The sequence below is a fragment of the Parabacteroides sp. KHUB-03 genome (assembly GCF_056640975.1).
The window spans coordinates 1,322,347-1,345,682 of the sequence record NZ_CM153257.1 but is presented as its reverse complement, the minus strand read 5'-3'; the positions used below and the strand labels follow the sequence as shown (position 1 = coordinate 1,345,682).

Annotated in this window: 15 protein-coding genes and 1 pseudogene; 4 read left to right on the top strand and 12 right to left on the bottom strand. The window is 40.4% G+C overall.

All coding sequences use genetic code 11. The features are described 5' to 3' along the window. Positions 1 to 216 precede the first annotated feature (216 nt). The 8 genes from ACYIB7_RS05795 to ACYIB7_RS05760 form a co-directional block, all read right to left on the bottom strand. Entirely contained in the window at positions 217 to 1,311 is a 1,095-nt protein-coding gene (locus tag ACYIB7_RS05795; protein WP_103984433.1) for a clostripain-related cysteine peptidase, read from the bottom strand. A 98-nt stretch (positions 1,312 to 1,409) separates the two neighbouring features. Next, a complete protein-coding gene (locus ACYIB7_RS05790; RefSeq protein ID WP_099462916.1) occupies positions 1,410 to 2,609 on the bottom strand; it encodes an RNA-directed DNA polymerase in 1,200 nt (399 codons plus the stop codon). Positions 2,610 to 2,787: 178 nt separating this feature from the next. Then, positions 2,788 to 4,926, bottom strand: coding sequence for a fibrobacter succinogenes major paralogous domain-containing protein (locus tag ACYIB7_RS05785; RefSeq protein WP_480338321.1), 2,139 nt, complete (start codon positions 4,924 to 4,926; stop codon positions 2,788 to 2,790). A 44-nt stretch (positions 4,927 to 4,970) separates the two neighbouring features. Beyond that, on the bottom strand, positions 4,971 to 7,697 hold the full coding sequence (locus ACYIB7_RS05780; protein ID WP_480338320.1) for a BACON domain-containing protein: 2,727 nt from the start codon (positions 7,695 to 7,697) through the stop codon (positions 4,971 to 4,973). An 84-nt stretch (positions 7,698 to 7,781) separates the two neighbouring features. Continuing rightward, entirely contained in the window at positions 7,782 to 8,819 is a 1,038-nt protein-coding gene (locus tag ACYIB7_RS05775) for a FimB/Mfa2 family fimbrial subunit (protein WP_480338319.1), read from the bottom strand. Further along, on the bottom strand, positions 8,816 to 10,453 hold the full coding sequence (locus ACYIB7_RS05770; RefSeq protein ID WP_480338318.1) for a DUF3868 domain-containing protein: 1,638 nt from the start codon (positions 10,451 to 10,453) through the stop codon (positions 8,816 to 8,818). Before ACYIB7_RS05770 ends, ACYIB7_RS05775 begins: the two co-directional genes overlap by 4 nt. 7 nt (positions 10,454 to 10,460) lie before the next feature. Beyond that, the gene (locus ACYIB7_RS05765; RefSeq protein ID WP_103984442.1) at positions 10,461 to 11,021 is read right to left on the bottom strand and encodes a DUF3575 domain-containing protein; all 561 of its coding nucleotides are present in this window, start codon (positions 11,019 to 11,021) and stop codon (positions 10,461 to 10,463) included. A gap of 597 nt (positions 11,022 to 11,618) precedes the next feature. Then, the gene (locus ACYIB7_RS05760) at positions 11,619 to 12,563 is read right to left on the bottom strand and encodes a tyrosine-type recombinase/integrase (protein ID WP_103984428.1); all 945 of its coding nucleotides are present in this window, start codon (positions 12,561 to 12,563) and stop codon (positions 11,619 to 11,621) included. Between the two features lie 1,068 nt (positions 12,564 to 13,631). Between ACYIB7_RS05760 and ACYIB7_RS05755 the strand changes: the two genes are divergently transcribed. The 3 genes and pseudogenes from ACYIB7_RS05755 to ACYIB7_RS05745 all read left to right on the top strand — a co-directional run bounded on the left by ACYIB7_RS05755 (position 13,632) and on the right by ACYIB7_RS05745 (position 16,873). Further along, positions 13,632 to 14,675 carry a virulence RhuM family protein gene (locus tag ACYIB7_RS05755; protein ID WP_480338317.1) on the top strand — a complete coding sequence of 348 codons (1,044 nt, stop codon included), beginning with the start codon at positions 13,632 to 13,634 and terminating at the stop codon, positions 14,673 to 14,675. A 93-nt stretch (positions 14,676 to 14,768) separates the two neighbouring features. Further along, positions 14,769 to 14,949 (top strand): annotated as a pseudogene (rhuM, locus tag ACYIB7_RS05750) (RhuM family protein); the annotation flags it as partial. Between the two features lie 685 nt (positions 14,950 to 15,634). Then, positions 15,635 to 16,873, top strand: coding sequence for a family 10 glycosylhydrolase (locus ACYIB7_RS05745; RefSeq protein WP_480338316.1), 1,239 nt, complete (start codon positions 15,635 to 15,637; stop codon positions 16,871 to 16,873). A 1,348-nt stretch (positions 16,874 to 18,221) separates the two neighbouring features. On the opposite strand, the gene tnpA is transcribed toward ACYIB7_RS05745, so the two are convergent. Continuing rightward, positions 18,222 to 18,641 (bottom strand): IS200/IS605 family transposase, encoded by a 420-nt coding sequence (gene tnpA, locus ACYIB7_RS05740; RefSeq protein WP_480338315.1) that lies wholly within the window; start codon positions 18,639 to 18,641, stop codon positions 18,222 to 18,224. Between the two features lie 919 nt (positions 18,642 to 19,560). Here tnpA and ACYIB7_RS05735 point away from each other — a divergent pair. Further along, a complete protein-coding gene (locus ACYIB7_RS05735) occupies positions 19,561 to 20,736 on the top strand; it encodes a DUF418 domain-containing protein (protein ID WP_480338314.1) in 1,176 nt (391 codons plus the stop codon). Between the two features lie 666 nt (positions 20,737 to 21,402). Here the strand turns inward: ACYIB7_RS05735 and ACYIB7_RS05730 are convergent. The 3 genes from ACYIB7_RS05730 to ACYIB7_RS05720 all read right to left on the bottom strand — a co-directional run bounded on the left by ACYIB7_RS05730 (position 21,403) and on the right by ACYIB7_RS05720 (position 23,287). Next, positions 21,403 to 21,753 (bottom strand): DUF1622 domain-containing protein, encoded by a 351-nt coding sequence (locus tag ACYIB7_RS05730; protein WP_480338313.1) that lies wholly within the window; start codon positions 21,751 to 21,753, stop codon positions 21,403 to 21,405. A 629-nt stretch (positions 21,754 to 22,382) separates the two neighbouring features. Further along, entirely contained in the window at positions 22,383 to 22,736 is a 354-nt protein-coding gene (locus ACYIB7_RS05725) for a four helix bundle protein (RefSeq protein ID WP_099463135.1), read from the bottom strand. Next, positions 22,733 to 23,287, bottom strand: a complete 555-nt coding sequence (locus ACYIB7_RS05720; RefSeq protein ID WP_103984422.1) for a hypothetical protein — start codon at positions 23,285 to 23,287, stop codon at positions 22,733 to 22,735. The genes ACYIB7_RS05725 and ACYIB7_RS05720 overlap by 4 nt, the downstream gene beginning before the upstream one ends. Positions 23,288 to 23,336 lie beyond the last annotated feature (49 nt).

Genomic DNA, 23,336 nt, shown 5'->3' with positions numbered 1-23,336 from the left:
GACGGATTAATTAAAATGCTATCTTCATGGCTTTAGCCTGGTTTCAATTGCCGTCTGCTTCAGCGGACGGACTAAAGAAGGCTCTTTTTATTGGCTTTAGCCAAATTAAAAAAGGTTTGGCTAAAGCCATTGAGATGTAGATGCATCTACATCCGTCGGTTAAAACCGACGGTAACTAAACTGAGGCTAAAGCCAACAAAACTATCAACCGAATTGTCACTTATCAACCCCCAACTGAATCCCCCATCTCGTTTCCCTATAAGACTTATTCAGTTCCGGGTATCCGGGCTGCTCTATATAGGTTGTCAAACCGCTGTAATGACGGATAGGGATATTCACGAATGAAGGCGTCGAGACTTTATAAACGACCGCCTTATTCAAAGCAGACTCTACTAAAGGATACAAATCCGGATTTACCTGCTCCATATAATCTCCAAAGTCGAAAAACAGCTTATGGCCGCTCCAATCGAAACACTGCACCTTATTTATATCCACCGTCGCAGGATTTATCAACGCCGAACGCGCCGCCACCGCCAAATCATCCATGGCGCTCAAATTGATAAGACTCATCGTTGCACTGCGGTAAACGCCCGGAAGCGTATTACAATACTCATAATAGCTGCGAACAAAACCCTTTAAATTGGCCTCCGGCTCAAAAAGGTAATTGATCAGTTCAGGGTAAACAGGGGTAAAACCGGGGCTGAGTATCTCCGCCGAAGAGGCAACCAGGTAATCCGCCTTATTGCGCAACTCGTAAGCCACCTCCACACCGGACATAAGGCAAGCCTCCAAGACAATGAAGTCGAACGTATGGTCGGGAATCGCCCGGACAAAGTCTGCAATCTCCATTTCCCGGCCGTTGTCATCCATGATGGAACGCGGACGGGCAAACATCCCTTCGGGCAGCCACCCTGTACCGTGGCTGAAAACAACCAGACCGTAACCGGGGGCTGGATATAAAAACAAGGCATCGTGTATCACTTCCGAGAAAACATCCGTACAAGCCGAGTTGTCCTCGGGATATTCTTTTATTACTTCTGTATAAGGTTTGGTATCATTAGCTATGACGCGCATTAAGGAAGGAGTGCCCTTTTCGCCACGGGCATCCTGGTAAATCAACAGGTTATCCTGCCGGTTATGCCAACCGGCCGTTATGCTGTCTATCTTCGTGTAGGTTTCGTCGCTCAGATTGTTATCACCCGACATATAAACCAGGACGGTACGGCGGGCGGAAGGAACCTCGACAGGACGCTCCTCTGTACATGAAAACAGACCGAAAAGAATGATTATGAGTACTATATTACGGTACATACACACACAGTTTATATGATAATTGATTTAAAAAAGTGTGAAAAATCACCAGTCAAGCAAAACCACTTAACTACTTTAACTACTTAACTTCTTAACTACTAAAATTTAAGGTTTTCTTTCAGTAATATATATTTTCCCATCCGGTTATTGAAATAACCATACTTATAGATTAACGGACGATCGGATAAAATTCTACGCTTCAGATTCATGGTTCGGAAATGTTGCATAATACCAAGGTATGAATTAATTGAAGCACGCATCTGCAGTAAAAGATACTTTGGCGGATTCGGATTATTTGCCAGTTTCTTCTCCCACAAATACAATTCATTCTTAAATTTACGTTTTGCACGGTTATGAATATATGTCCGATACGGTTTAACCACCGCACCCAGAAAATTAATTCCTTTCTGATAAGGTTGCAACACTATTTTTTTCGGATGCAAAGTTATATCCAGATTTTCCCATAAATATTCACGGATAACCGGAACCAGAGAAAGCAAAAAACGTTTGTCGGTGTGTACAATAAAAAAATCATCCACATACCGCCCGTAATGTTTCATGCACAAGGTCCGTTTTACATATTGGTCAAACTCATTCAGATAAATATTACTGAACAACTGTGAAGTAAGGTTGCCAATAGGCAATCCATATCCTTCAGGCGAATGAAAAAGACTTTTCGACGGAGGTAAACCTTCCCATTCAGACCATGAACCCTTACGGAAACAATTCTTTACCGGGTCATTCATAATCACCAACGGCAGCAAATATTTCACCAATTCAAATTCATCCGAATCGCCCCAATGTATTCCATCAGGCATGGCAAGATATTCATATTTGTTAAGCGTCTTCATCATTATATCATACAGTTTCTGCCGGTTTATATTCATAAAATATCCCGCCAGATCCAATTTCAATATGTAGCAATCACGTGTATAATTCAACGAACAGGAACGGATATGTTTTTCCAGGCGTCTCACACCATACAATGTCCCTTTTCCTTTTCTGCAAGAATAGCAATCGTCTATAAAAATACGTTCATAAATAGGAGAAATATAGTTAAACAAAAGATGATGGACAATACGATCCCTGAAATCGGCGGCAAAAACCTCACGCTTTACCGGATAGTCTACCATAAAGCAGATGCTGCGCCCCACCCGATAGCGGCGTTCCTTTATCTCATGATAAAGTTCAACCAGGTTTTCTTCCAGGTTCATTTCATACCGGAGCTGGTTAGCCGAATTACGTTTGCCTTTCCTTGCATCATAATAGGCTTTGAAAACATCTTCAATCAGTTCCATCTTTTCTTTATTCTATTTTCCGGTTTATCCGGGCAAATGTAACTTTTTTCTTAGTTATGCCCTAAATTACCTTACGAATTCGACCGCCTTACGGCGGTTTATGAAAACCCGGCGCTTTAAGCGCCGGGTAGTAAAGAATCAAATCAATCGAATGCGGTCGGCAATTCGCCTCCCTTTTTTATTCTTGGACACAACGGACGGAGAAACCGTACGCAAGGTTGTTCTCATTCATATTGGCACTACTACTGCTGAAGTACAAACGGGGAGACTTACCTGACGCAGAAAGTGTAGAAGACCAATAGTTACCGTCGGAAGCCAGACCGCCGGAACTACCATTACTGTCGTTACGGTAACCTGCAGCAGGCAGAACGAAGTTTGCATTCTCTGCAGCCATCCAAACCTTATTAGTTCCATTCATCTTGTTAGAACCGTTCGCTTCAGTCATAATAGGATCCAACTCTGCCTTCGTAGGAACACGCCAACCGGCAGGACAAGGCTGCTGATCGCGAGGCCAAGCATTATCGCCAACACTCAATACAGGAGAAAGACTTCCCTTATAATCACTGAACCATGAATAATCAGCATCAGATTTACCCTTAATAAACTTATCAGCATACTCATAACTTTCTGCAGTAGCTTCAACATAAGTTGGGAACGTTCCGTCAGGAGCCATATCTCCCGAACCATTATAACCGAACGGAGCCTTTCTACCCCACTGGTAAAGATAACCGCAAGTAGCCAAATTCCAAGTAGTTGTTACACTTGTAGGAACCTGAGTAGCTCCCACGTTTACCGGAGCCCAATACTGGCCTTTATACATAACCGGACTAAGACTTGTACCCTCATAATTAGGGAAATAACGCAATGTAATAGTATCACATGCATCCGCTACACTACCATTCTGAATAATAACATAAGCATCCAAAGGAACCTTGATAGAATCCTGAGCAGGTATAGTAAGTTCATAAGTACGAGTCACACTGGCTTCTTCTGTGGCATAAGTTACAACCGGAGCACCCTGTACAATCTCATTCTTATACTTCCCGTTGTCCCAATTAATAGAACTTCCGGTAGTATTATACTTAAATTTAACCGTATAAGTACTTGCCTGAGGAGCTGAAGAGGTGAATGTTACCTTTTTACCGACATTTGCTACCGCATCTATAACTTTATCAGTAATATCAGTGCCATCCAGTTTAAGGTCCTTCAATGTTGGAACAGGGAAAGAAGGTTCTACTGTAATTGTATCGGATACTGTCCAGTCGTCTACCTTTATATCCCAAACAATATCTGTAGAATCTTTCGATGGATTGATATTTACAACATAACGGGTATTACGTGCCAATGCAATAGGATCACCAACCGTACCTACGCCATCCGCTTTCTTAAACGTTATCAATTTTGACATCTTTGCACCACGATATTTACCGTTCACCTGTAATGCAGTTACTGTAGTATTAACAGCATCATTGGTGTTTTCGTAAGTATAAAGACTGTCCAGGGTCTGGATAGTAGTGGTAACAACTTTTGTATTAGCAGGAAATTCCGTAACCGTAGGAACCGCATTGATCTCAGCATCCGTTTTTGTATCCATAATAAAAGAATACTGTTTCGGATTTAAAATCTGTGCAGATTCAAGGATAAAGGCTTTACTGGCATCTGCATCATAAGCATAATTTTTAATATCGATACGCGATACCAGACGCTCCATCTTGATAGTTTCGGCAGCCAGGCCACCTCCTTGAGTTGTCCAGGTTGCCAGATTATCGATCTTACCGAACATCAGTAACGGAGTAGAAGGACCCGCTGTTAACTGTGCACTCATCAATGCTGAAGGCAGGTCAACCCAATCCGTACTACCAACAATGTCGGCAATATCCACTCCATTTTCCTTATAATTGGCAATTACCAGTACCTTAGGAGTACCCCAACCCAGACTCTTTACCTTAATCTGGCAAGTGTACGTGCTGTCGCCGGCACCCGGATCCTGCAAAGTAAGAGGTTCGGTAAAACCGTTAGGCGAAAGCAAGTCTTCTTCGCTCAGGTAATAGTTATACGTACCGGCATCTGCGCCTACCGTTTCCGTTTTTACGATGAAGGCTACACTCTTTATTTCCTTCTCTTCCTTAAAGGCTACGTCATTTGGAACAACATCTCCCACTGCTTTTGTAGAAGCTCCACTATGAGTCATTGCGATCTTCAAGGCGCCATACCCATTTTCTACAAACTCAGGATTATTCCTGATAATCTCTTCGTCCTGACACGAAGAGAGCCCAACCATCAAAAGGGCTGCTAAAGCTATAAATTTCTTTTTCATTGCTTTATCTGTTTTTATTGTTTATATTTTATCTCTTTTCAAGATTAAGAACCGGCCTGTGTTACTGTAATCGTGTTAGAAACAACCGTATTGTCAGTCGTATTAACCAACTTGATAACAGCTGTACGTTCTGCACCTGTGCTATTTACTTCATCACCACCGGAGGCCATAGAAACTGTCAATTGAGACGTACTATCCAGTGTAGCAGTTAGCCATGTAACAGGAGTAACGTTATCGCTTCCGTCTACAACAGAAACCGTCCAATCCGAAGTATTTTCTACATCGCCACTAACAACTATTGTAGAAATATCTAAACCTGTACCGTCAACAGCAACAGAACCTGTTGTTGTTGCAAAAGACGGAACCGTCTTTCCAGCTGGTTGAGAAACTGCGATTGTTTTTGTCGTGCTTCCTGCTGATTCCGTAACAGTAATAGATGCTGTTTTTGCTTTATAGGTATCATTGGCTGCATCCGGAGCTACAGTAAAGTCGCCATTACCTGTTACAGCAGTATAAGAACCACCTAATGAAAAACCGGTACCTGCCAAAGCAGCAGTCCAAGTGTTTGCCGGGTCTCCCAAGACTACACTGATAGTCTTTGTATCCATTGCAGTTTCGGTAGCTGTGAAGGCAAGAGGTGTTTCATCCACCGTTATAGCCGGGGCAGCAGCAGTACCTGCTTTCTGGGTAATGGTAATTGTTTTGTAAACTTCCGTTGGTTTTGTTGTATTGGCAACCTTCAAAACGGCTGTACGCGGAGTTGTGGTACTGTTAGTAGCAGCTGTTATACCAAAATAGCCATTATTACCATCTACAAGAGTCTTGCTTTTTGAAACAGACAACCAATCATCACCACTTTCAACAGAAACAGTCCATTCAGAAATAGCAACAACCGTTACCTTACGTTCGCCCTCAGTTGTTTGTCCCTCAACGGCAGCATCAATAAAACCGGTTGCAGGAATACTATCCATCTTATAGTTAGCAGCATCATCCTTGTCTACCAATGTACCACGCGCAGCCAAACGGATAGAACCGATGTTCTGGGCAGCCTGTTTCACAACGATGTACTGAATCACCTTATCTGCTCCTTCCGGACCGGAGATAGTCATTTTAATAGAGTCTATACGTGCCTGATCCGTCTCATTCTTCTGGGCAACAATCGAGAATGTACCCGAACCTGTACCGGTTTTACCGTCATCATTATTCGTAAAGCCTGCATCTGCCCTTGTCAAAACGGCTTTGTCAGCCAGGTTAAACCAATTTGCGCTCTCTGAAGCTGTCCATGTTGCTCCGTCAGGAACAGTTACATCGATGTTCATAGAGTCCGAAGACATCTTTTCGCCAGAGAAGCTGATCTCGTTGCCGGCAAGCAAAGCACCGGACAAATCGATATAGCTGGAAGCATTAGGAGCCTGTTTTACAATAAGGGGCTGTTTGATAGACGGACGTTTTACGTTTCTCACAATGACAGTTCCTACACGGTCTTCTTTGCTACTTGGATTTGTAGTAAGGGTAACCAATTTGAATGACTTCATTACAGAATCGCCCGGAAGGACAGAGAATGCAATCCAGTCGCAATCGGCCGGCTTAACCAGTTCCCATTCTTCATCGGCAGCAACTTTAATAGTTACAGAATCAGCAGCCGTTTCACCGGTTGTTGCAGCAGGCAAAGAAAGCGTATTGTCGGCAAATGCCTGGCCTGCTTTTAATCCGGCAGCATCAACGCTCAGTTTGATAGTGCCGTGGGTAACATCAGAATTAACCGTATCGCCAACCAGCCAGTCTTTAACTTCCAGGGTAGCGTCCAACGTACCCGAACCTACATTTAAAATACTTAACAAATAACGGTTGTTTGCCAGGACAGGGATCGTGTTTGCATCACTCTGGTTCTTTTTAAACTCTACATTGTAAACCTGAGCCGCACCGGCCAAAGTTTCACCAACCAATGACAATTTGATATTTTGTGTTTCAGCAGCCGTTGCCGGATACATGTAGAATACACTCTTGCTCTCACCATAGTTGCTGTTTTCGTAAGCAGTAAAGTCTATGATAGGAAGGCTTGCCACTATCGTCGGTGTATAAGGAGTAGCTTGTGCAAAAATACTGTTACTACCCGGAATATCTTTCAAGACGATTTCACTAATCTTGAAAGATGATTCTTCACACCAGTTCAACACGTCGAAACGGGCCATACGGCGGGTAAGATGTACCTCCTGGTTTCCAGCCAGACCACCTTCCGGCACTGTGATCGTACCTAATTCGGGGAAAGAACCGCTCATCAACAACGGGCATGCGATATGTCCCTTCAATGTGTTGGTGGCCTTTGCAAGGAAAGCGGTTGTGTCGGTTACGCCCAGTTCCAGGCTATCCAATGACAGGTTGTCGCGGCCGTTGGCTACGAAATAGAACTTTTTCTGTTCACCCGGATAGACTGAGATTGTGGCCTGGTAAGAGGTTCCTACCGGTGTAAGCGTAAACGAGCTGCCGGCTTCGCCGCTTCTGAAGATTTCTTTCAAAATCACAGGCTTAGGATCGGCTTCCAGGGAATCTTCGCCGAACACATAGATGTCGAGCGTTTTCAATTCATTTTCAGCATCTGTTGCCAGTGCTGCGTAAGGCACTACTCCCTGAGCTGTGCCGGGAAATACAAACGTAATCGTCTTTCCGACCGGATTCCCGTTTTCCGGGCCGCCGGTGAAAAGAGAATCGTCATCGCTACAAGCCGCCATCATGAGGGAGGCAAGAGCCAATAAATAATACTTCTTTTTCATAACATAAAAATTAATTAATAAATTAGTAAATATGGGGTATGTCCATTCGCCAATATTAACGTCCATATATATCTTACGCATCTCTTATATAAACCCGCCGATACTGCCCCCGTCGTTCCAGTCCATCACCACGGCCGACGAGACGATGATACCCCCCGACGGGTCTACCTCTACCACAAGGTCGAACTCCTGGCGAAGGTTCTCATCCAGGTTGATCTGCATCGTACGGAAATACTTCCAAAGATCTATCTCCTTGATGACCGGGGTGTCCCCGGCATAAAGGCAGAAAAGGGGATGCGTATCATTGGTTAAGCGGTATGTGACAAACTCGCCCGATACACTGCCTGTGATTTCCATTTTGACGTCTATACGGTGGTCTACCTGCGTTTCCAGCTTCTGGGGGATATAATAAAAGATACCGGCACGGGTTATCAAACCTTCCGTTTCATCATAGTATGATAAGGGGGAACCTTTAATTTCGTACTCCGGACTGAATGTGTAAGAAGAAGGCACATCACGCAAAGTCATTACAAAATTATTCGTATTGGCAGGAGGCTTACCTGTCCATTTTACCATGATATTCAATTTGCAATGGCTATGCACCATATCGATACGCTGACGGCTGACACCACGCTCCCTGACCGAAAATGTGGTGTAACCGTAATACAGCTTTTCTGCATTTTTCTGCCAGTAAGCATATTCCGATTTCATTGTACTGTACGGGTTATCCAGAAAAAGCTGCATATCCGAAAGTTTGGTTTTACCTATTACAGACTCATTTACGTGGCTGGCCGTATCTACATTTGCCCAGGTGACCAATGTGTATTTACCCGGACCCAAAGTGAACTCGCCATACAGTATCTTATTCCTGTCTACCAGGTTATTTACCTGGCGAAGGATACCCGTGTCATCAAAAATAAACTCCTGCATGCTGTGGATATAGTCCGGCAACACGTTAGCCGTTCCGCTACCCGTATACCAATACTCCAGACGGGCGTTGTAACGACACTCCTCCAACTCGCCGTCCAGGCTGCAAGAAGCCACGAGGAGAAGCAAGAGCAAGGCGCAGATAAACGCAGACAAGAGGCGTTTTAAGTCGATATGAACAGACTGGATTCTCATCGTTTCACCTCCAATCTGATTAGGTTTTCGCGAGCCTTGGGGGCATCAACCGCCAATGCCTTGCGGAAGTAATACTCAGCCTCGGCACGGTTACCTTCGATAAAGCATAAGACGCCGTAATTATTATACGTCAATGGATTATCCTTAAAACGATCCAGATACATACGGGCAGACTTTGTATCGCCCACCAAAAGAACGGCGGCGGCAGCATTGACGCTGGCGGTAACGTCGTCAGGGTAAAGGTTAGCGGCTATCTCGTAAACCTCACGGAACTGCGTAGTGCCGGGACGGTAAAAATGGGACACGCCCATGATCTCTTCCAAACTGAGCAAATCCGGATGGGTATAAAGCAGTTTGGAGGCTTCACGGTCACTGACATTCCTTACCTCATAAGCAACCATCAACTCGATTCGCCGAAGTTTGGGAAAGTAATTTTTTAAGAGCTCCTTATAAGGCGCACCACCATCCAGTTCCATCAGGTAACGCTCCCTGCCCTCGAATATCCCATAATTGTCGATGATGAAACCTACCGCCTTTTTATAAGGCAAACCCGAAGAATCCACCAGGCTACGCAGGCCGTCCCAATCCTCACCCACCCAAGATGTGAGCAAAGGGCAATCCTGCAAATCATAATGCCCGCTGAGGTACTTTTTGAAACCCTCGCTACGATGTTTTGACAATGTCTCGTTATCGTAATAAGCTCCGTCGGGAGATGAATAACCCGTGATCTGGATATGGCGGAAACGGGCCAGGTCATTCTGCAACAAGGGCTGCAACAAATCATCTATTTTAGACAATTCTCCTTTATTATTGCCAAACGAAGGATCGACTACCGAAACGCCCTTGGGATAATCGATATAAGCCGTAGCCGAAGACGTACGGACTTTAACGGCCTCCTCCTTCGGGATCAGGTAATTTACCATATCCGAAAATGCGGAACTCTCCACCTCGCGGATGACGCGGACTGCCGGTACAGAAGCCAATGCCGGCGGCTGAACGCCTGGCTGGGAACAAGGAGGAGTTAAATTGATATCCTTTGTCAAAACATCCGTAGCCAGAACCGATTCCGTACAACAATCTTTACTTATCTGGCGCAAAAGCAAGGAAGAATGCTCCATCCAAGAAGCATAAGGTATACTCACGCGGTAACGCAAATTATAACTGCTGCCACGTTTAACACCCACCCAAACATGGTAAGGCTCCTGGCCGCGGCGGGCAGGATCGACCGTTTCCTCACGACGGTCGAAGCGTGCACGCTGGCTACCGGACAATACAACAGGAGGCAAAACGACACGTTTACCTTTATAATGCAACTCGGGGACAAGGCTTAATGATTGCTCGGAAGGTATACGGATGCCATGGGCAACGATCTTTAAGTCGATACGGACACTATCGTCCCTCACTGCCATTTGCTGGGGGATAATACGGATACCGATCTCCGAACCCGATACCGTCTTCTTGGAATCGGCATGTATTGTTGGAGAACTCAAAAGTAAGGCTATGAGCAGTATTATGGCACGCAGATGACACAGACAGCCACAGATAGACGCAGATAGATGTCCTTTAAAAAGAAATCTGCGCAAATCTGTATGATCTGTGTCATCTGCGTGCCATAATACTATATATATTCCCATATCTTTATCAATGTATCAGGTAGATTATCGAAATGCCCAACTTGGTGGGGCCGTAATAATGGCGCTTGTAACGGCCCATCAACTCCGCACATTCCGCACATACGTATTTATTATATTCCATATAAGCGTAACCCACCCCCAAGCTGAGTTCCAAACCCCAACGACGGCCGATAGCGAAATGGTAACCATACGAAACACCGCCACCGTAAAAGTTACCGCGGTACGTATATTTATCCAGATCGGGAATGAATGGGATCTGACCTACGTTGTATTTTGCCCAATGGCCATGGACACCGAAAAAATGCCCCTCGAAAGACTTACAAGGCCAAAAACGAAACTCAGGCTGGACTAGGACGTGGCGAAGACTCATCCCATCAGGGAAAAATGTCCAGGAATTGTAATTGCCCGAAACATCCAAAGAAAACTTTCGACCTAACGCAACCTCTAACCCCAGATTCGGCGTGGTAGTTGCCAAATAAGCTAAATTTGTCTTTATAGCTAACTTCTGGGTGTAGACATTCAAGCTACAGGTTATACATAATATGATCCACAATAGTGCTCTAAGCATTTTATACTCTTTTTTATATAAAAAAAATTCCGCTTCATAAATGTCTCTTATTTATGAAATAAGGGACAATAAGCACAAAATGATGATTATCAATTACATACAAAAACAAAAAGTTTACTTTGTTTGAAATACGCCCAAAAAAATATTTATCGAGAGAGCTTACAATATATGCTCTGTGAAAGATTGATGAAGCATTAAAAAAATAGAGGCAATTTAGGTAGTTTGGTTATTTTCCCTTATTATTTTTTTACTAATAATACCTTTTTGTAAACAAATATTTACAGTATTAAGCCTGCAGAAAAGGGGAAATCATGTAAATTGATGTTAAACACAAAAAAGGTACTGCCCACGCTTTATCTAATATGACCGAAGTTTCATTGCTTTTGTGGCTCAAATAGTAGATTTCGCAGGTAAAAACTATAAAAAAAGGTGTTTTTTAACCTTTAGTATCCAAAAATCCTATTGATAAATTTTTACATTCAATTTTTATACCTATCTTTGCAGCATATATCCGTTTTTGTAGGGTAAAATGTAAACTCTTTCATAGGGTTTTTGAGCATAAAAAAAAGAGGATGTCCCTTATTTCATAAATAAGCGTCATTCTCTTTTTCTCTTCTGTATCATTTCATCAAGCCTCCTGATTATTTGCATATTAGCTTTATCCAATACAGATTGATCCAAACTGTCCAGATAGAAACGTGTTGTTTTCTCTGAGGTATGTCCTAATGCTTCACCAATAACGGCAACCGGCGTGTTCTGACGTTTAGCTTCTGTTGCCCAAGAATGGCGCGCGGTATAAGAAGTCAGCTTAACCGGATTTTTCATCAGATTTGAAATCTTTTCCAAATTACGATTATACCTCCTTAAACACGACTTATATTCCGTATATGATGCATCAACCCTTTTCAAGATCGGAAATAAAAGACCATCTACCCCCTGCCCTGCATATCTCTGTATGATTACACGCATACCTTTTGTAAGACGGGTGGTAATAAGAGCATTCGTTTTTCTACGGTAATACACCAAAAAGTCGCCTTGAATATTTTCCTGTTTAAGATTTACCAAATCTATGAACGGAATACCGCTAGCCATATAGCTGAACACAAAAATATCGCGCGTCAATAATAAAAAAGGCAGCTCTAGTACAAGCATAGCAATTTCTTCGATTTCTTTTGCCGAAATAGCACGCTTATGTGTACGTGTCGGACGCATACGCATACGCGAAAACGGATTTACTCCTAGCGCTACCAACCCCTCACTTACCGCACTATGATAAGCAGCACGGATACAACTGATATAAGTATAAGTTGAATTCTGGCTCAACCGCTGCTTTTTTAAAAAATCTTCAAAATCACACACCATCTGTATCGTGATTTTATCCAACATAACAGAACCTCCTTTCATAAAACTGGCAAACCGGTTATGGGCGCTTCTGTAAAGATTGGCAGTACCGTAACGTTGATTACTTTCCAACACTTTTTGTCGGGACATCATGTAAACTAAGGCATCTGTGCCTGCCTCACGCTGTTTCACTCTATTCATAATTAATTAATTTAGTTTATAACAAAAACATACTGAAAAACAACTGAAGCAAAACCATTGTTGTACCGGTATAAAACATCCCGATGATTTTTTTAAATCATCGGGATGTTTTCCAGAAATGATCAGGATGATTTTAATTATTATAAAGAACACATATATTATACCCTATACCAGGAAAATTCAAGATTAACAACAAAACAATAAAATAAAGGCCGCCCTACCTTCACAGGCAAAGCAAAGCCAAACTTATAACTAATACCTACTATAAAGTACTACCATCTTTTTAGTACAATAAATTACGGGCTAAAAATATGTATTATTTTTATACAAAAACCGGGGTATATAACAATGTCATTAAAATGTAATTAAATCCACGATGTATTTTATAAAGCAAATCGGCATCAAACATCCTAATAACCAGCACAAAAATACACAAAGCAAGTTCTATTTTTATGGCTTCAGCCAAACTATCAAGAAATTTGGCTGAAGCCTAAAAAAGGCTACTCTATCTTATCCGTCAGCTAAAGCAGACGGTAACTGAACTTAGGCTGAAGCCATAAAAAACAGAAAAACTGATAAAATAAAAGCCCTATCCCCGAATCATGACCGGTAAACCGTATGTTATCCACCGGTAGGCTACTGAATTTACATATCACACTTCCGAAAGCAGTAACCTGCGGAACTCCGGATGTAAGCCACTCTTTATGAAAGGCAAAGGTATGAAATAAAATTAGACTTAGCGCAGAACATAATAAGGCTGACAAAAGCGACTTAGGCGATAAAAAGGAAAGAGCAGAAAGCCATCCGAAACCAACAAAAAGCCAGATGAGGACAGAGTTACAATATTCTTTCATGCTGAAAAACAAAGAAATAATTCTTTTGTATAGTCGAAGTATTTTGATAAATTTGCATATTGTGTAAATTAGAATGAAGACAAAGACAATTAATAGGCTCAAAGCAGTGCTTGCAGAAAAGCAAGTAACCAACAAATGGCTCGCTGAAAAGATGAATTTAAGCACTACAACCGTTTCGTGTTGGTGTACATATTATCAAGAGGAAAATTAGAATATGGCTAAGAAAAAGAAACTACAAATTCGCAATAGCACCGCCGAATTTTTAACTTTTGCCTATCAGTCGAAAGGCGATGGCGTAGAAGTGCGTGTGCAAGACGGCACCATTTGGTTATCGCAAAAAAATATAGGACTACTATTCGATACCTCAACTGATAATATCGGCTTACATCTCAAAAATATCTATGCCGAAGGTGAATTGGATGAGGTTTCAACTACCGAGGATTTCTCGGTAGTTCAACAAGAAGGTAGTCGCGAAGTTTGCAGAACGATAAAACATTATAATTTGGATTTGATTATTGCCGTTGGTTATCGTGTAAATTCCAAGCGGGCAACGGCGTTTCGGCAATGGGCAACAGCGATTTTGCGCGATTTTACATTGCGGGGATATCTCATAGACCGAAAACGAATGGAAAACGGCGCTTTTCTTGATGACGATTATTTTGAACGGCTTTTGGAAGAAATTCGGGAAATCCGTTTGTCAGAACGGCGATTTTATCAGAAAATTACCGACATATACGCTACAGCAATGGATTATAATCCTGAATCACCCACGACCAAAGAATTTTTTGCAAAAGTTCAAAACAAAATGCACTATGCAGTACATAAACATACCGCTGCCGAATTGATTTACACACGAGCCGACCACAGCAAAGAAAATATGGGATTGACTTCTTGGGAGAAAAGTCCAAACGGGAAAATAATAAAAACAGATGTGACGATAGCCAAAAATTATCTTACCGAAACGGAATTGGAATCTCTTGGGCGTATCGTCAACGGTTATTTGGATTTTGCCGAAGAATACGCAAAACGGCATGTTCCCCTCTCTATGTCTGATTGGGCAAAGCATTTGGATTTAATTCTACAGGCAAATGGAAGAGATTTATTACAGAATACAGGCAAAATTACTGCAGCTCTTGCCAAGCAACATGCTGAGAGTGAATTTGAAAAATATCGTCCTATTCAAGACCGCCTGTTTGAATCCGACTTTGACAAAGAAATAAAACGTATTGAAGGTAAGCGAGATAAATCAGACGATTAAAAATGATGTTTTCAACTTTAGTGTCAAATCGTTACCTCTATCGCTGAAATTCCTTGCTTATAGTCTTTTGTTCAATAACTTATCCCCAAAAATTACAACTTGGATGTAATAATCTCAGTCGGCTACAGGGTGAAATCTATGCAAGGTACAAGACAGGATTCGAGAGATTCGCTTGTCAGAACGGCTTTTCTATCAACAAATCAAGGATATTTACGCCACTAGTATTGATTATGACCCGTCCGATGAAATGACCCTTGCCTTTTACAAAAAGATAATAAAAAGAGTGGCATGTAAAGGCTTGGATTAATGGCTTTAGCCTGGTTTCAATTGCCGTCGGTTTCAACCAACGGATTATAGGCTAGTTCTATTTTGATGGCTTCAGCCAAACTATCAAGAAATTTGGCTGAAGCCTAAAAAAGCTGTTTTATCTTATCCGTCAGCTAAAGCAGACGGTAACTGAACTTAGGCTGAAGCCATAAAAAACAGAAGAACTGATAAAATAAAAGCCCTATCCCCGAATCATGACCGGTAAACCGTATGTTATCCACCGGTAGGTTACTGAATTTACATATCACACTTCCGAAAGTAGTAACCTGCGGAACTCCGGATGTAAGCCACTCTTTATGAAAGGCAAAGGTAGGTAAATTAATTACCGTAAATCTAAAAAGAAAAGAAGTACCGTCCGGGTATTGTCTCAAACACCTTGGTTAGCGGACTGAACGATTATGAACCGACTGTATTTTTAAAGAATACATATTGACCGAGCTCAATAAAGTAATTAATTTAAAAAACAAAGATTATTGTATAAAAATAAATCATTATATTTGCACCCGTACGCTTCATTTTTATATTAGCTATTATGGAAACCACAGTCTACAATTTTACATATATATAATACTAATGTATATATGGAAAAACATATCGGGAATACTATTAAATCACATCAATATTATAAGTAAATGAAAAAGATAAGTTTTTTTATCGGGATAATCTGTACTCTCTGTTTGATTTCATGCAGTAGCAACAAACAGAAAAATTTGGAAAAGCCAAAGTACATGTGGTTCGATGCACAAGGGAATTTTGACCGTTTTTCCAGCAAAGATTCTATTATCTATTATTTAGATAAGACAAAGGATGCCGGATTCAACACAGTTGTAATTGATGCGCGCGGTTTGAACGGGTATGCAAACTACTCAAGTAAAATACTCCCATCGGCACGTCCGAATCAGGATTGGGATTATTTACAATTTTTTATTGACGAATCCCGCAAACGAAATCTTGAAGTATGCGTGTCTGCCACGATCTTTCCGGCAGGCCGCCCATTCAACCGGACAGGTGTAGCGTATGACGATAACAGATGGGATGGCAAAACCTCTATACTATATACTCCCGATGGAATGATTGACATCAAGGACGATACAACAAAAGTTGCAACGTTTTTAAATCCTATTTTCCCCGAAGTACAAGACTATTGCCTAAGCTTTATAAAGGAACTTGTTACAAATTACGATATCGATGCATTTGCATTAGATTATTGTCGTTACTCAGGCATAGAATCTGACTTTTCGGAAGCAAGTAAAAAAGGTTTTGAAAACTATATCGGTAAAGAAGTAGCGAATTTCCCTACCGATATTTTTACCTGGCAAAAAGATGAAAAGGAAGAATACTATGTAAGTGACGGAGAGTTAGCTCCTTTATGGTATGAATATCGCTCAATGGTTATACACGACTTTGTAAAAAAAGCAAAAGAGGAAATTAAAGCAATCAAGCCGTCAGTCCGCCTCGAATATTGGAATGCATCCTGGCATCATGTTTTATACCGGCAGGGGCAAAATTGGGCAAATAAAAACTACGACCCATATGGAGAATATCCATGGGCATCTAAAAACTACAAAAATACAGGATTTGCCGAACATCTGGATCGTTATATGGATGGGGCTTATTTAGAAAGAGTTTATGGTCTAGATGACCCCGAGTCCATCGAGTTTGCTTATGAAAAAGGGAAACGGCTTATTGGAGGCGAGAATGTAATGGTTGGCAGTATTTATGCCCAAGCCCATGATATAATGGAAGATGCAGCATACGTATCCTTGGAACAAACCGAAGGATTGGTTGTTTTTGATATTTCACAGGTTATTCAATTTGATTTATGGGATGAATTTAAACGGGCAATAGACAAGTACGAGTCACAGAAATAAGCTTTTCTGAATTTATATCCAAAGTACAGCAAAAAACAGCCTGTAAAAGTCAGGGTTAATGGCTTCAGCCAAACTATCAAGAAATTTGGCTGAAGCCTAAAAAAGGCTGTTTTATCTTGTCCGTCAGCTAAAGCAGACGGCAACTGAACTTAGGCTGAAGCCATAAAAAACAGATAAGCTATCCGGGAATATAGTACCACTCTTTTGGAGAACAAAAATAAGAAAACATACTTAATACACAGAAAAAGAGTGGCCTATAAAGGCTTGAATTAATGGCTTTAGCCTGGTTTCAATTGCCGTCGGTTTCAACCGACGGATTATAGGCTGGTTCTATTTTTATGGCTTCAGCCAAATTTCTTGATAGTTTGGCTGAAGCCTAAAAAAGGCTGTTTTATCTTGTCCGTCAGCTAAAGCAGACGGCAACTGAACTTAGGCTGAAGCCATAAAAAAAACAGATAAGCTATCCGGGAATATAGTACCACTCTTTTGGAGAACAAAAATAAGAAAACATACTTAATACACAGAAAAAGAGTGACCTGTAAAGGTTTGAATTAATGGCTTTAGCCCGGTTTCAATTGCCGTCGGTTTCAACCGACGGATTATAGGCTAGTCCTATTTTGATGGCTTCAGCCAAATTTCTTGATAGTTTGGCTGAAGCCTAAAAAAGACTGTTTTATCTTGTCCGTCAGCTAAAGCAGACGGCAACTGAACTTAGGCTGAAGCCATAAAAAAAACAGATAAGCTATCCGGGAATATAGTACCACTCTTTTAAAGAACAAAAATAAGAAAACATACTTAATACACAGAAAAAGAGTGGCTTGTAAATACTTGGACACAACGGACGGAGAAACCGTTCGCAAGGTTGTTCTCATTCATATTGGCATTACTACTGTTGAAGTTCAAACGGGGAGATTTACCCGACGCCGAAAGTGTAGAAGACCAATAATTACCCTCGGTAGACAGACCGCCGGAATTACCATTACTGTTGTTACGGTAACCTGCAGCAGGCAGAACCAAAGTAACCGGTATAAGCTATACGAAGTGAATACAATTAAGCAAGCAAAACCGTAAAGCTTCATTAATAACTAATAGAAATACGAAACAGGCTTTACTAATACGCAACTTTTAATCTATCAGTCGGTTACTGAATTTACATAATCACACTTCCAAAAGCCATGACCTTCGGAACTCTGGATATAGCCACTCTTTTGGAGAACAAAAATAAGAAAACATACTTAATACACAGAAAAAGAGTGACCTGTAAAGGCTTGAATTAATGGCTTTAGCCCGGTTTCAATTGTCGTCGGTTTCAACCGACGGATTATAGGCTGGTTCTATTTTTATGGCTTCAGCCAAACGAATATCTTAATATAAACTCACTATACTCATCATTAAAAGATTTCCTTTTATGATGCTCTTCTTGATTTTGTATATACTTACGAATTTTATCCAAGATACTTTCACTTACTGATACTGCAAAATAGTCATCTTGCCATTCCAGTTTACACTTCCATTTTCGATTAAACCAAAAAGCGGATTCACCTTTTATTAATTGAATAACTTTTGCTATATTCTGCTCAGAACCTAAAGATACTAAACAATGAACATGTTCCTTCTCCCCTCCTATTTGATCAATGAATATTCCTTTGTTAAGTGCATTTATCCGAATATGTTCAAAAAGTTGAATGCGATGCGCCCTATTAACTAATTGAGGTAGCCGGTTCTTTGTACTCCACACACAATGAACAATAATTTTAACGTAAGCCATAGTCTATAATGTTTTGATTTTTCACCAAAAATCGCAATTCTATTTATAAAAAGCAAGAAAATAGAATCTGCAATTTGGCTGAAGCCTAAAAAAGGCTGTTTTATCTTGTCCGTCAGCTAAAGCAGACGGCAACTGAACTTAGGCTGAAGCCATAAAAAACAGATAAGCTATCCGGGAATATAGTACCACTCTTTTGGAGAACAAAAATTCAAGAAAAACATACTTAATACACAGAAAAAGAGTGGCCTATAAAGGCTTGAATTAATGGCTTTAGCCTGGTTTCAATTGCCGTCGGTTTCAACCGACGGATTATAGGCTAGTCCTATTTTGATGGCTTCAGCCAAATTTCTTGATAGTTTGGCTGAAGCCTAAAAAAGGCTGTTTTATCTTGTCCGTCAGCTAAAGCAGACGGCAACTGAACTTAGGCTGAAGCCATAAAAAAAACAGATAAGCTATCCGGGAATATAGTACCACTCTTTTGGAGAACAAAAATTCAAGAAAAACATACTTAATACACAGAAAAAGAGTGGCCTATAAAGGCTTGAATTAATGGCTTTAGCCTGGTTTCAATTGCCGTCGGTTTCAACCGACGGATTATAGGCTAGTCCTATTTTGATGGCTTCAGCCAAATTTCTTGATAGTTTGGCTGAAGCCTAAAAAAGGCTGTTTTATCTTGTCCGTCAGCTAAAGCAGACGGCAACTGAACTTAGGCTGAAGCCATAAAAAAACAAATAAGCTATCCGGGAATATAGTACCACTCTTTTGGAGAACAAAAATAAGAAAGAATGTTTCTGAACATACTTCCATGAAATAAAATCGAGCCTTATCCTACTTTTTAGATCTATTTCATACATTTGCGGGCGTATAAAAAGAAAGACGCGAGAAATAATTACAACAGCGAATAAACAATCATTAAATAATGAATCTGCTTATTAATAAAAATCCTCGTATCGAGGTTGTGGATGCTTTACGTGGCTTCGCAGTAATGGCCATTGTTTTAGTACATAACCTGGAGCATTTTATCTTCCCGGTCTATCCGGCAAACTCTCCAAACTGGTTAAATGTATTAGACCAGGGAGTATTCAATGTTATTTTTTCCTTATTTGCCGGAAAAGCTTATGCAATCTTTGCACTCCTGTTCGGATTCACATTTTATATTCAAAATAACAATCAAAAAAAGCAAGGTAAAGATTTCGGTTATCGTTTTCTGTGGCGTTTGGTATTGTTGGCCGGATTTGCAACACTAAATGCCGCCTTTTTCCCTGCCGGAGATGTATTACTATTATTCGTTGTTGTAGGAATTATATTGTTCTTTACCCGTAACTGGGACAACAAAGCTATTTTAATAACCGCCGTTATCTTCCTATTACAACCTGTCGAATGGTATCACTATATTGCAAATCTGATAAACCCCACTCATCAGCTACCAAACTTAGGAGTAAAAGAAATGTATACAGAAGTGGCAGAATATACGAAAGCCGGAAACTTTGTAAATTTTATTTCAGGCAATATTACGTTAGGACAAAAAGCAAGTTTGCTATGGGCGGTAAATGCCGGGCGCTTCTTTCAGACAGCCGGATTATTCCTGTTAGGTTTCTATATCGGTAGAAAACAACTTTTCATTACATCAGAAAAAAATTCCCTTTTTTGGGTAAAAGCGTTAATAGCCGGCGCCATATCTTTCGCTCCCCTGTACACTCTGAAAGAACAGATTATGACAAATGACACAATCATACAACAAACTGTAGGTACGGCATTTGATATGTGGCAAAAATTGGCTTTCACACTGGTACTGGTTGCTTCATTCATTCTGCTTTACCAACAGAAAAACTTTAGTAAAGCTGTTTCTAATTTACGTTTTTACGGAAAAATGAGCCTTACCAATTATATATCCCAGTCAATAATAGGAGCTATCATTTATTTCCCGTTCGGTCTGTACCTCGCTCCTTATTGCGGATATACGACCAGTCTGTTAATAGGCTTTCTGGTATTCCTGTTGCAAGTAAAATTCTGCAAATGGTGGTTGTCTAAACATAAACAAGGCCCGTTAGAATACATATGGCACAAATGGACTTGGATAGGAACAAACAAGTAAAAACAAAAGAGTGGCCTGTAAATGCTTGGACACAACGGACGGAATAACCGTTCGCAAGGTTGTTCTCATTCATATTGGCACTACTACTGTTGAAGTTCAGACGGGGAGATTTACCTGCCGTAGAAAGTGTAGATGACCAATAGTTGCCGTTGGAAGCCAGATTGTTGGAACTACCGTCACTGTTGTTACGGTAACCTGCAGCAGGCAGAACCAAAGTAACCGGTAGGAAACTATACGAAATGAATACAGTTAAGTAAGCAAAAACGTAAAGCTAAATTCATAACTGACATAAAACAGTATATTCAACTATCTGCAACCTTTATTTTGCCAGTCGGTTACTGAATTTACATATCGCACTTCCGGAAGCCATAACCTTCGGAACTCCGGATATAGCCACTCTTTTGATGATGCAAAAGTAGATAATAAAAAAATAGAGCTACCTGCTGTTTTCAGATAGCTCTACTAAAAATTATTTATTATGTCCGGGCGCATACCTTTTAGCTGATTTTTCGCCCGTAATCTTTTTTGCTTGTCCCGGTGGAATAGTTTTTATCTTATCAGGCTTGGAATTCACATGAATACGAGTGGCACAGGAAGAGAAACTGATACCTGCCGATATTATGAATAAACACGTATAGAAAAAGGAACCCGTTCGATTTTCATTCATCAAACAGGTTCCTTATTTTCTGTTTCCAACTCCTTAATTTCTTTATTCAAAAAGACAGACAGAATAGTCCTCAACACAACTATTCCTCCTAAGATAGCCAATTCATTGAGAGTAGGTTCTAAGACCGTTTTCAATATATCAGAAGCTATCAGAAATTCCAACCCAAGAAGTAAGTAGGTTCCAAATGTGGCTCTTAGTTTTCGTATATTGATAGTAGAATAGCCACCTGTGAATCGCCTAATTTCGTTACGTAAAAATGATATAGCCCCGATGAATGCACCATAAGTGACAATCAGAAGACTTGTCACACTTATTATTGTTGCCAATGTATTCAAAAAACTATTCAACATAAATAAGAGGCTTTGTTATCATAACATAAATAGCCGGTTGAAAGTTTCATACAGAAGTTTATCATAAATAATGTACCGGAAGATCTGAAACAAAAGAGTGACCTGTAAATGCTTGGACACAACGAACTGAGAAGCCGTTCGCAAGGGTGTTCTCATTCGTATCGGCACCGCCACTGTTGAAGTTCAATCTAGGAGACTTACCTGCCGGAGTAAGAGTAGAAGACCAATAGTTACCGTTGGAAGCCAGATTAGCGGGACTACCATTACTGTTGTTACGGTAACCTGCAGCAGGCAGAACACCAAGTAACCGGTATAAAACTATACGAAGTGAATATAAACAGGCAAAATCGTAAAGTATTACTAATAACTAATAGAAACACGAAATAAGCATTGCTAATCCGAAACTTTTAATCTACCAGTCGGTTACTGAATTTACATATCACACTTCCGCAAGCCGTAACCTTCGGAACTCAGGATATAAGTCACTCTTTATAGAGGGCAAAGGTAGTAAAAAGGGTGGGGTAGTAAACAATAAAGAACGACAATGATAAGCCCATGCCTGCATTCACAAAGCATCTATACAAGGAATAAAAAGAACAGAAGCCGGAAAAACAACCTTTTTATAATATTCAGCAAGATCTCAATTTATCACTTGATTTATGCCAAGCCGCTAGCTGTTTAGATACAGATTCTATAATCTCAGCTGCGGCTGCATATTGTTTAAGGCTGATCTGTTTCAAATCCATAAGTAAACGTATTTGCAATTTTATAACAACAACATGTTCGCGCGCTTTTGCCAAAATAGGAGCTTTTTCAGAATTTGAATTCGCGTTATATATACACACCAAAAGATTTATCAATTCATTCTTCACATTTTCACCTAACGTATAACGATAATCTCGTTGAAAATTCCGGTTTAAACGAAATATCATCAATAACAAATCGTACGTAGCTTTATATACCGGAAGGTTATCGTATATCATTTTTTTAATTGAGCTTGCAAATTAGAAACCAACATCATGCATTGTATAGGTGAAGCCGTTTCGACACTGAAAGCCATTAACTGACTAATTACCCTCCGTTCAACTGTTGTTAATCCGGATATAGTTTGAGATTGGCAGCTTTCTGAAGCAGATGTTTCTTCAATCAACGATATTTGTGATTTCCATTCTTCAAATTCTTCCGGGGTATAAACATTTTCCACTTTAAATGATACTAATTTATCATTTTCCCGGATATATTCTCTTCCGGACAAAATATCCTCTAATGAACCGGAAGGAAAACCTAAAGAAACAACATCTTTTTTTATGGCTTTAATGTGTTTCTTTAATAACTTATATGCTTTTATCTCCTTCACAAACCGCATAGCAGATTGTTCATAAGCTTTCCAAAACATACCTTCCATATGTAAAAAAACAATCGGCTCAGACGTAGATTCGGCTTCTAATTTATCTTTCAAATTCATACTTAACCTTTCTGCTTTTTGCTTAATTAATACTATTAAACTTACAAAGGTAATTAAATAAAAAAACATCACGACGATTTATTTCAATCCATCATGATGTTTTCTAGCATTTTTTTTA

Coding starts and splice junctions, on each gene's coding strand:
- ACYIB7_RS05795 (WP_103984433.1), bottom strand. CDS start 1,311: ATGTACCGTAATATAGTACTCATAATCATTCTTTTCGGTCTGTTTTCA.
- ACYIB7_RS05790 (WP_099462916.1), bottom strand. CDS start 2,609: ATGGAACTGATTGAAGATGTTTTCAAAGCCTATTATGATGCAAGGAAA.
- ACYIB7_RS05785 (WP_480338321.1), bottom strand. CDS start 4,926: ATGAAAAAGAAATTTATAGCTTTAGCAGCCCTTTTGATGGTTGGGCTC.
- ACYIB7_RS05780 (WP_480338320.1), bottom strand. CDS start 7,697: ATGAAAAAGAAGTATTATTTATTGGCTCTTGCCTCCCTCATGATGGCG.
- ACYIB7_RS05775 (WP_480338319.1), bottom strand. CDS start 8,819: ATGAGAATCCAGTCTGTTCATATCGACTTAAAACGCCTCTTGTCTGCG.
- ACYIB7_RS05770 (WP_480338318.1), bottom strand. CDS start 10,453: ATGGGAATATATATAGTATTATGGCACGCAGATGACACAGATCATACA.
- ACYIB7_RS05765 (WP_103984442.1), bottom strand. CDS start 11,021: ATGCTTAGAGCACTATTGTGGATCATATTATGTATAACCTGTAGCTTG.
- ACYIB7_RS05760 (WP_103984428.1), bottom strand. CDS start 12,563: ATGAATAGAGTGAAACAGCGTGAGGCAGGCACAGATGCCTTAGTTTAC.
- ACYIB7_RS05755 (WP_480338317.1), top strand. CDS start 13,632: ATGGCTAAGAAAAAGAAACTACAAATTCGCAATAGCACCGCCGAATTT.
- ACYIB7_RS05745 (WP_480338316.1), top strand. CDS start 15,635: ATGAAAAAGATAAGTTTTTTTATCGGGATAATCTGTACTCTCTGTTTG.
- tnpA (WP_480338315.1), bottom strand. CDS start 18,641: ATGGCTTACGTTAAAATTATTGTTCATTGTGTGTGGAGTACAAAGAAC.
- ACYIB7_RS05735 (WP_480338314.1), top strand. CDS start 19,561: ATGAATCTGCTTATTAATAAAAATCCTCGTATCGAGGTTGTGGATGCT.
- ACYIB7_RS05730 (WP_480338313.1), bottom strand. CDS start 21,753: ATGTTGAATAGTTTTTTGAATACATTGGCAACAATAATAAGTGTGACA.
- ACYIB7_RS05725 (WP_099463135.1), bottom strand. CDS start 22,736: ATGATATACGATAACCTTCCGGTATATAAAGCTACGTACGATTTGTTA.
- ACYIB7_RS05720 (WP_103984422.1), bottom strand. CDS start 23,287: ATGTTTTTTTATTTAATTACCTTTGTAAGTTTAATAGTATTAATTAAG.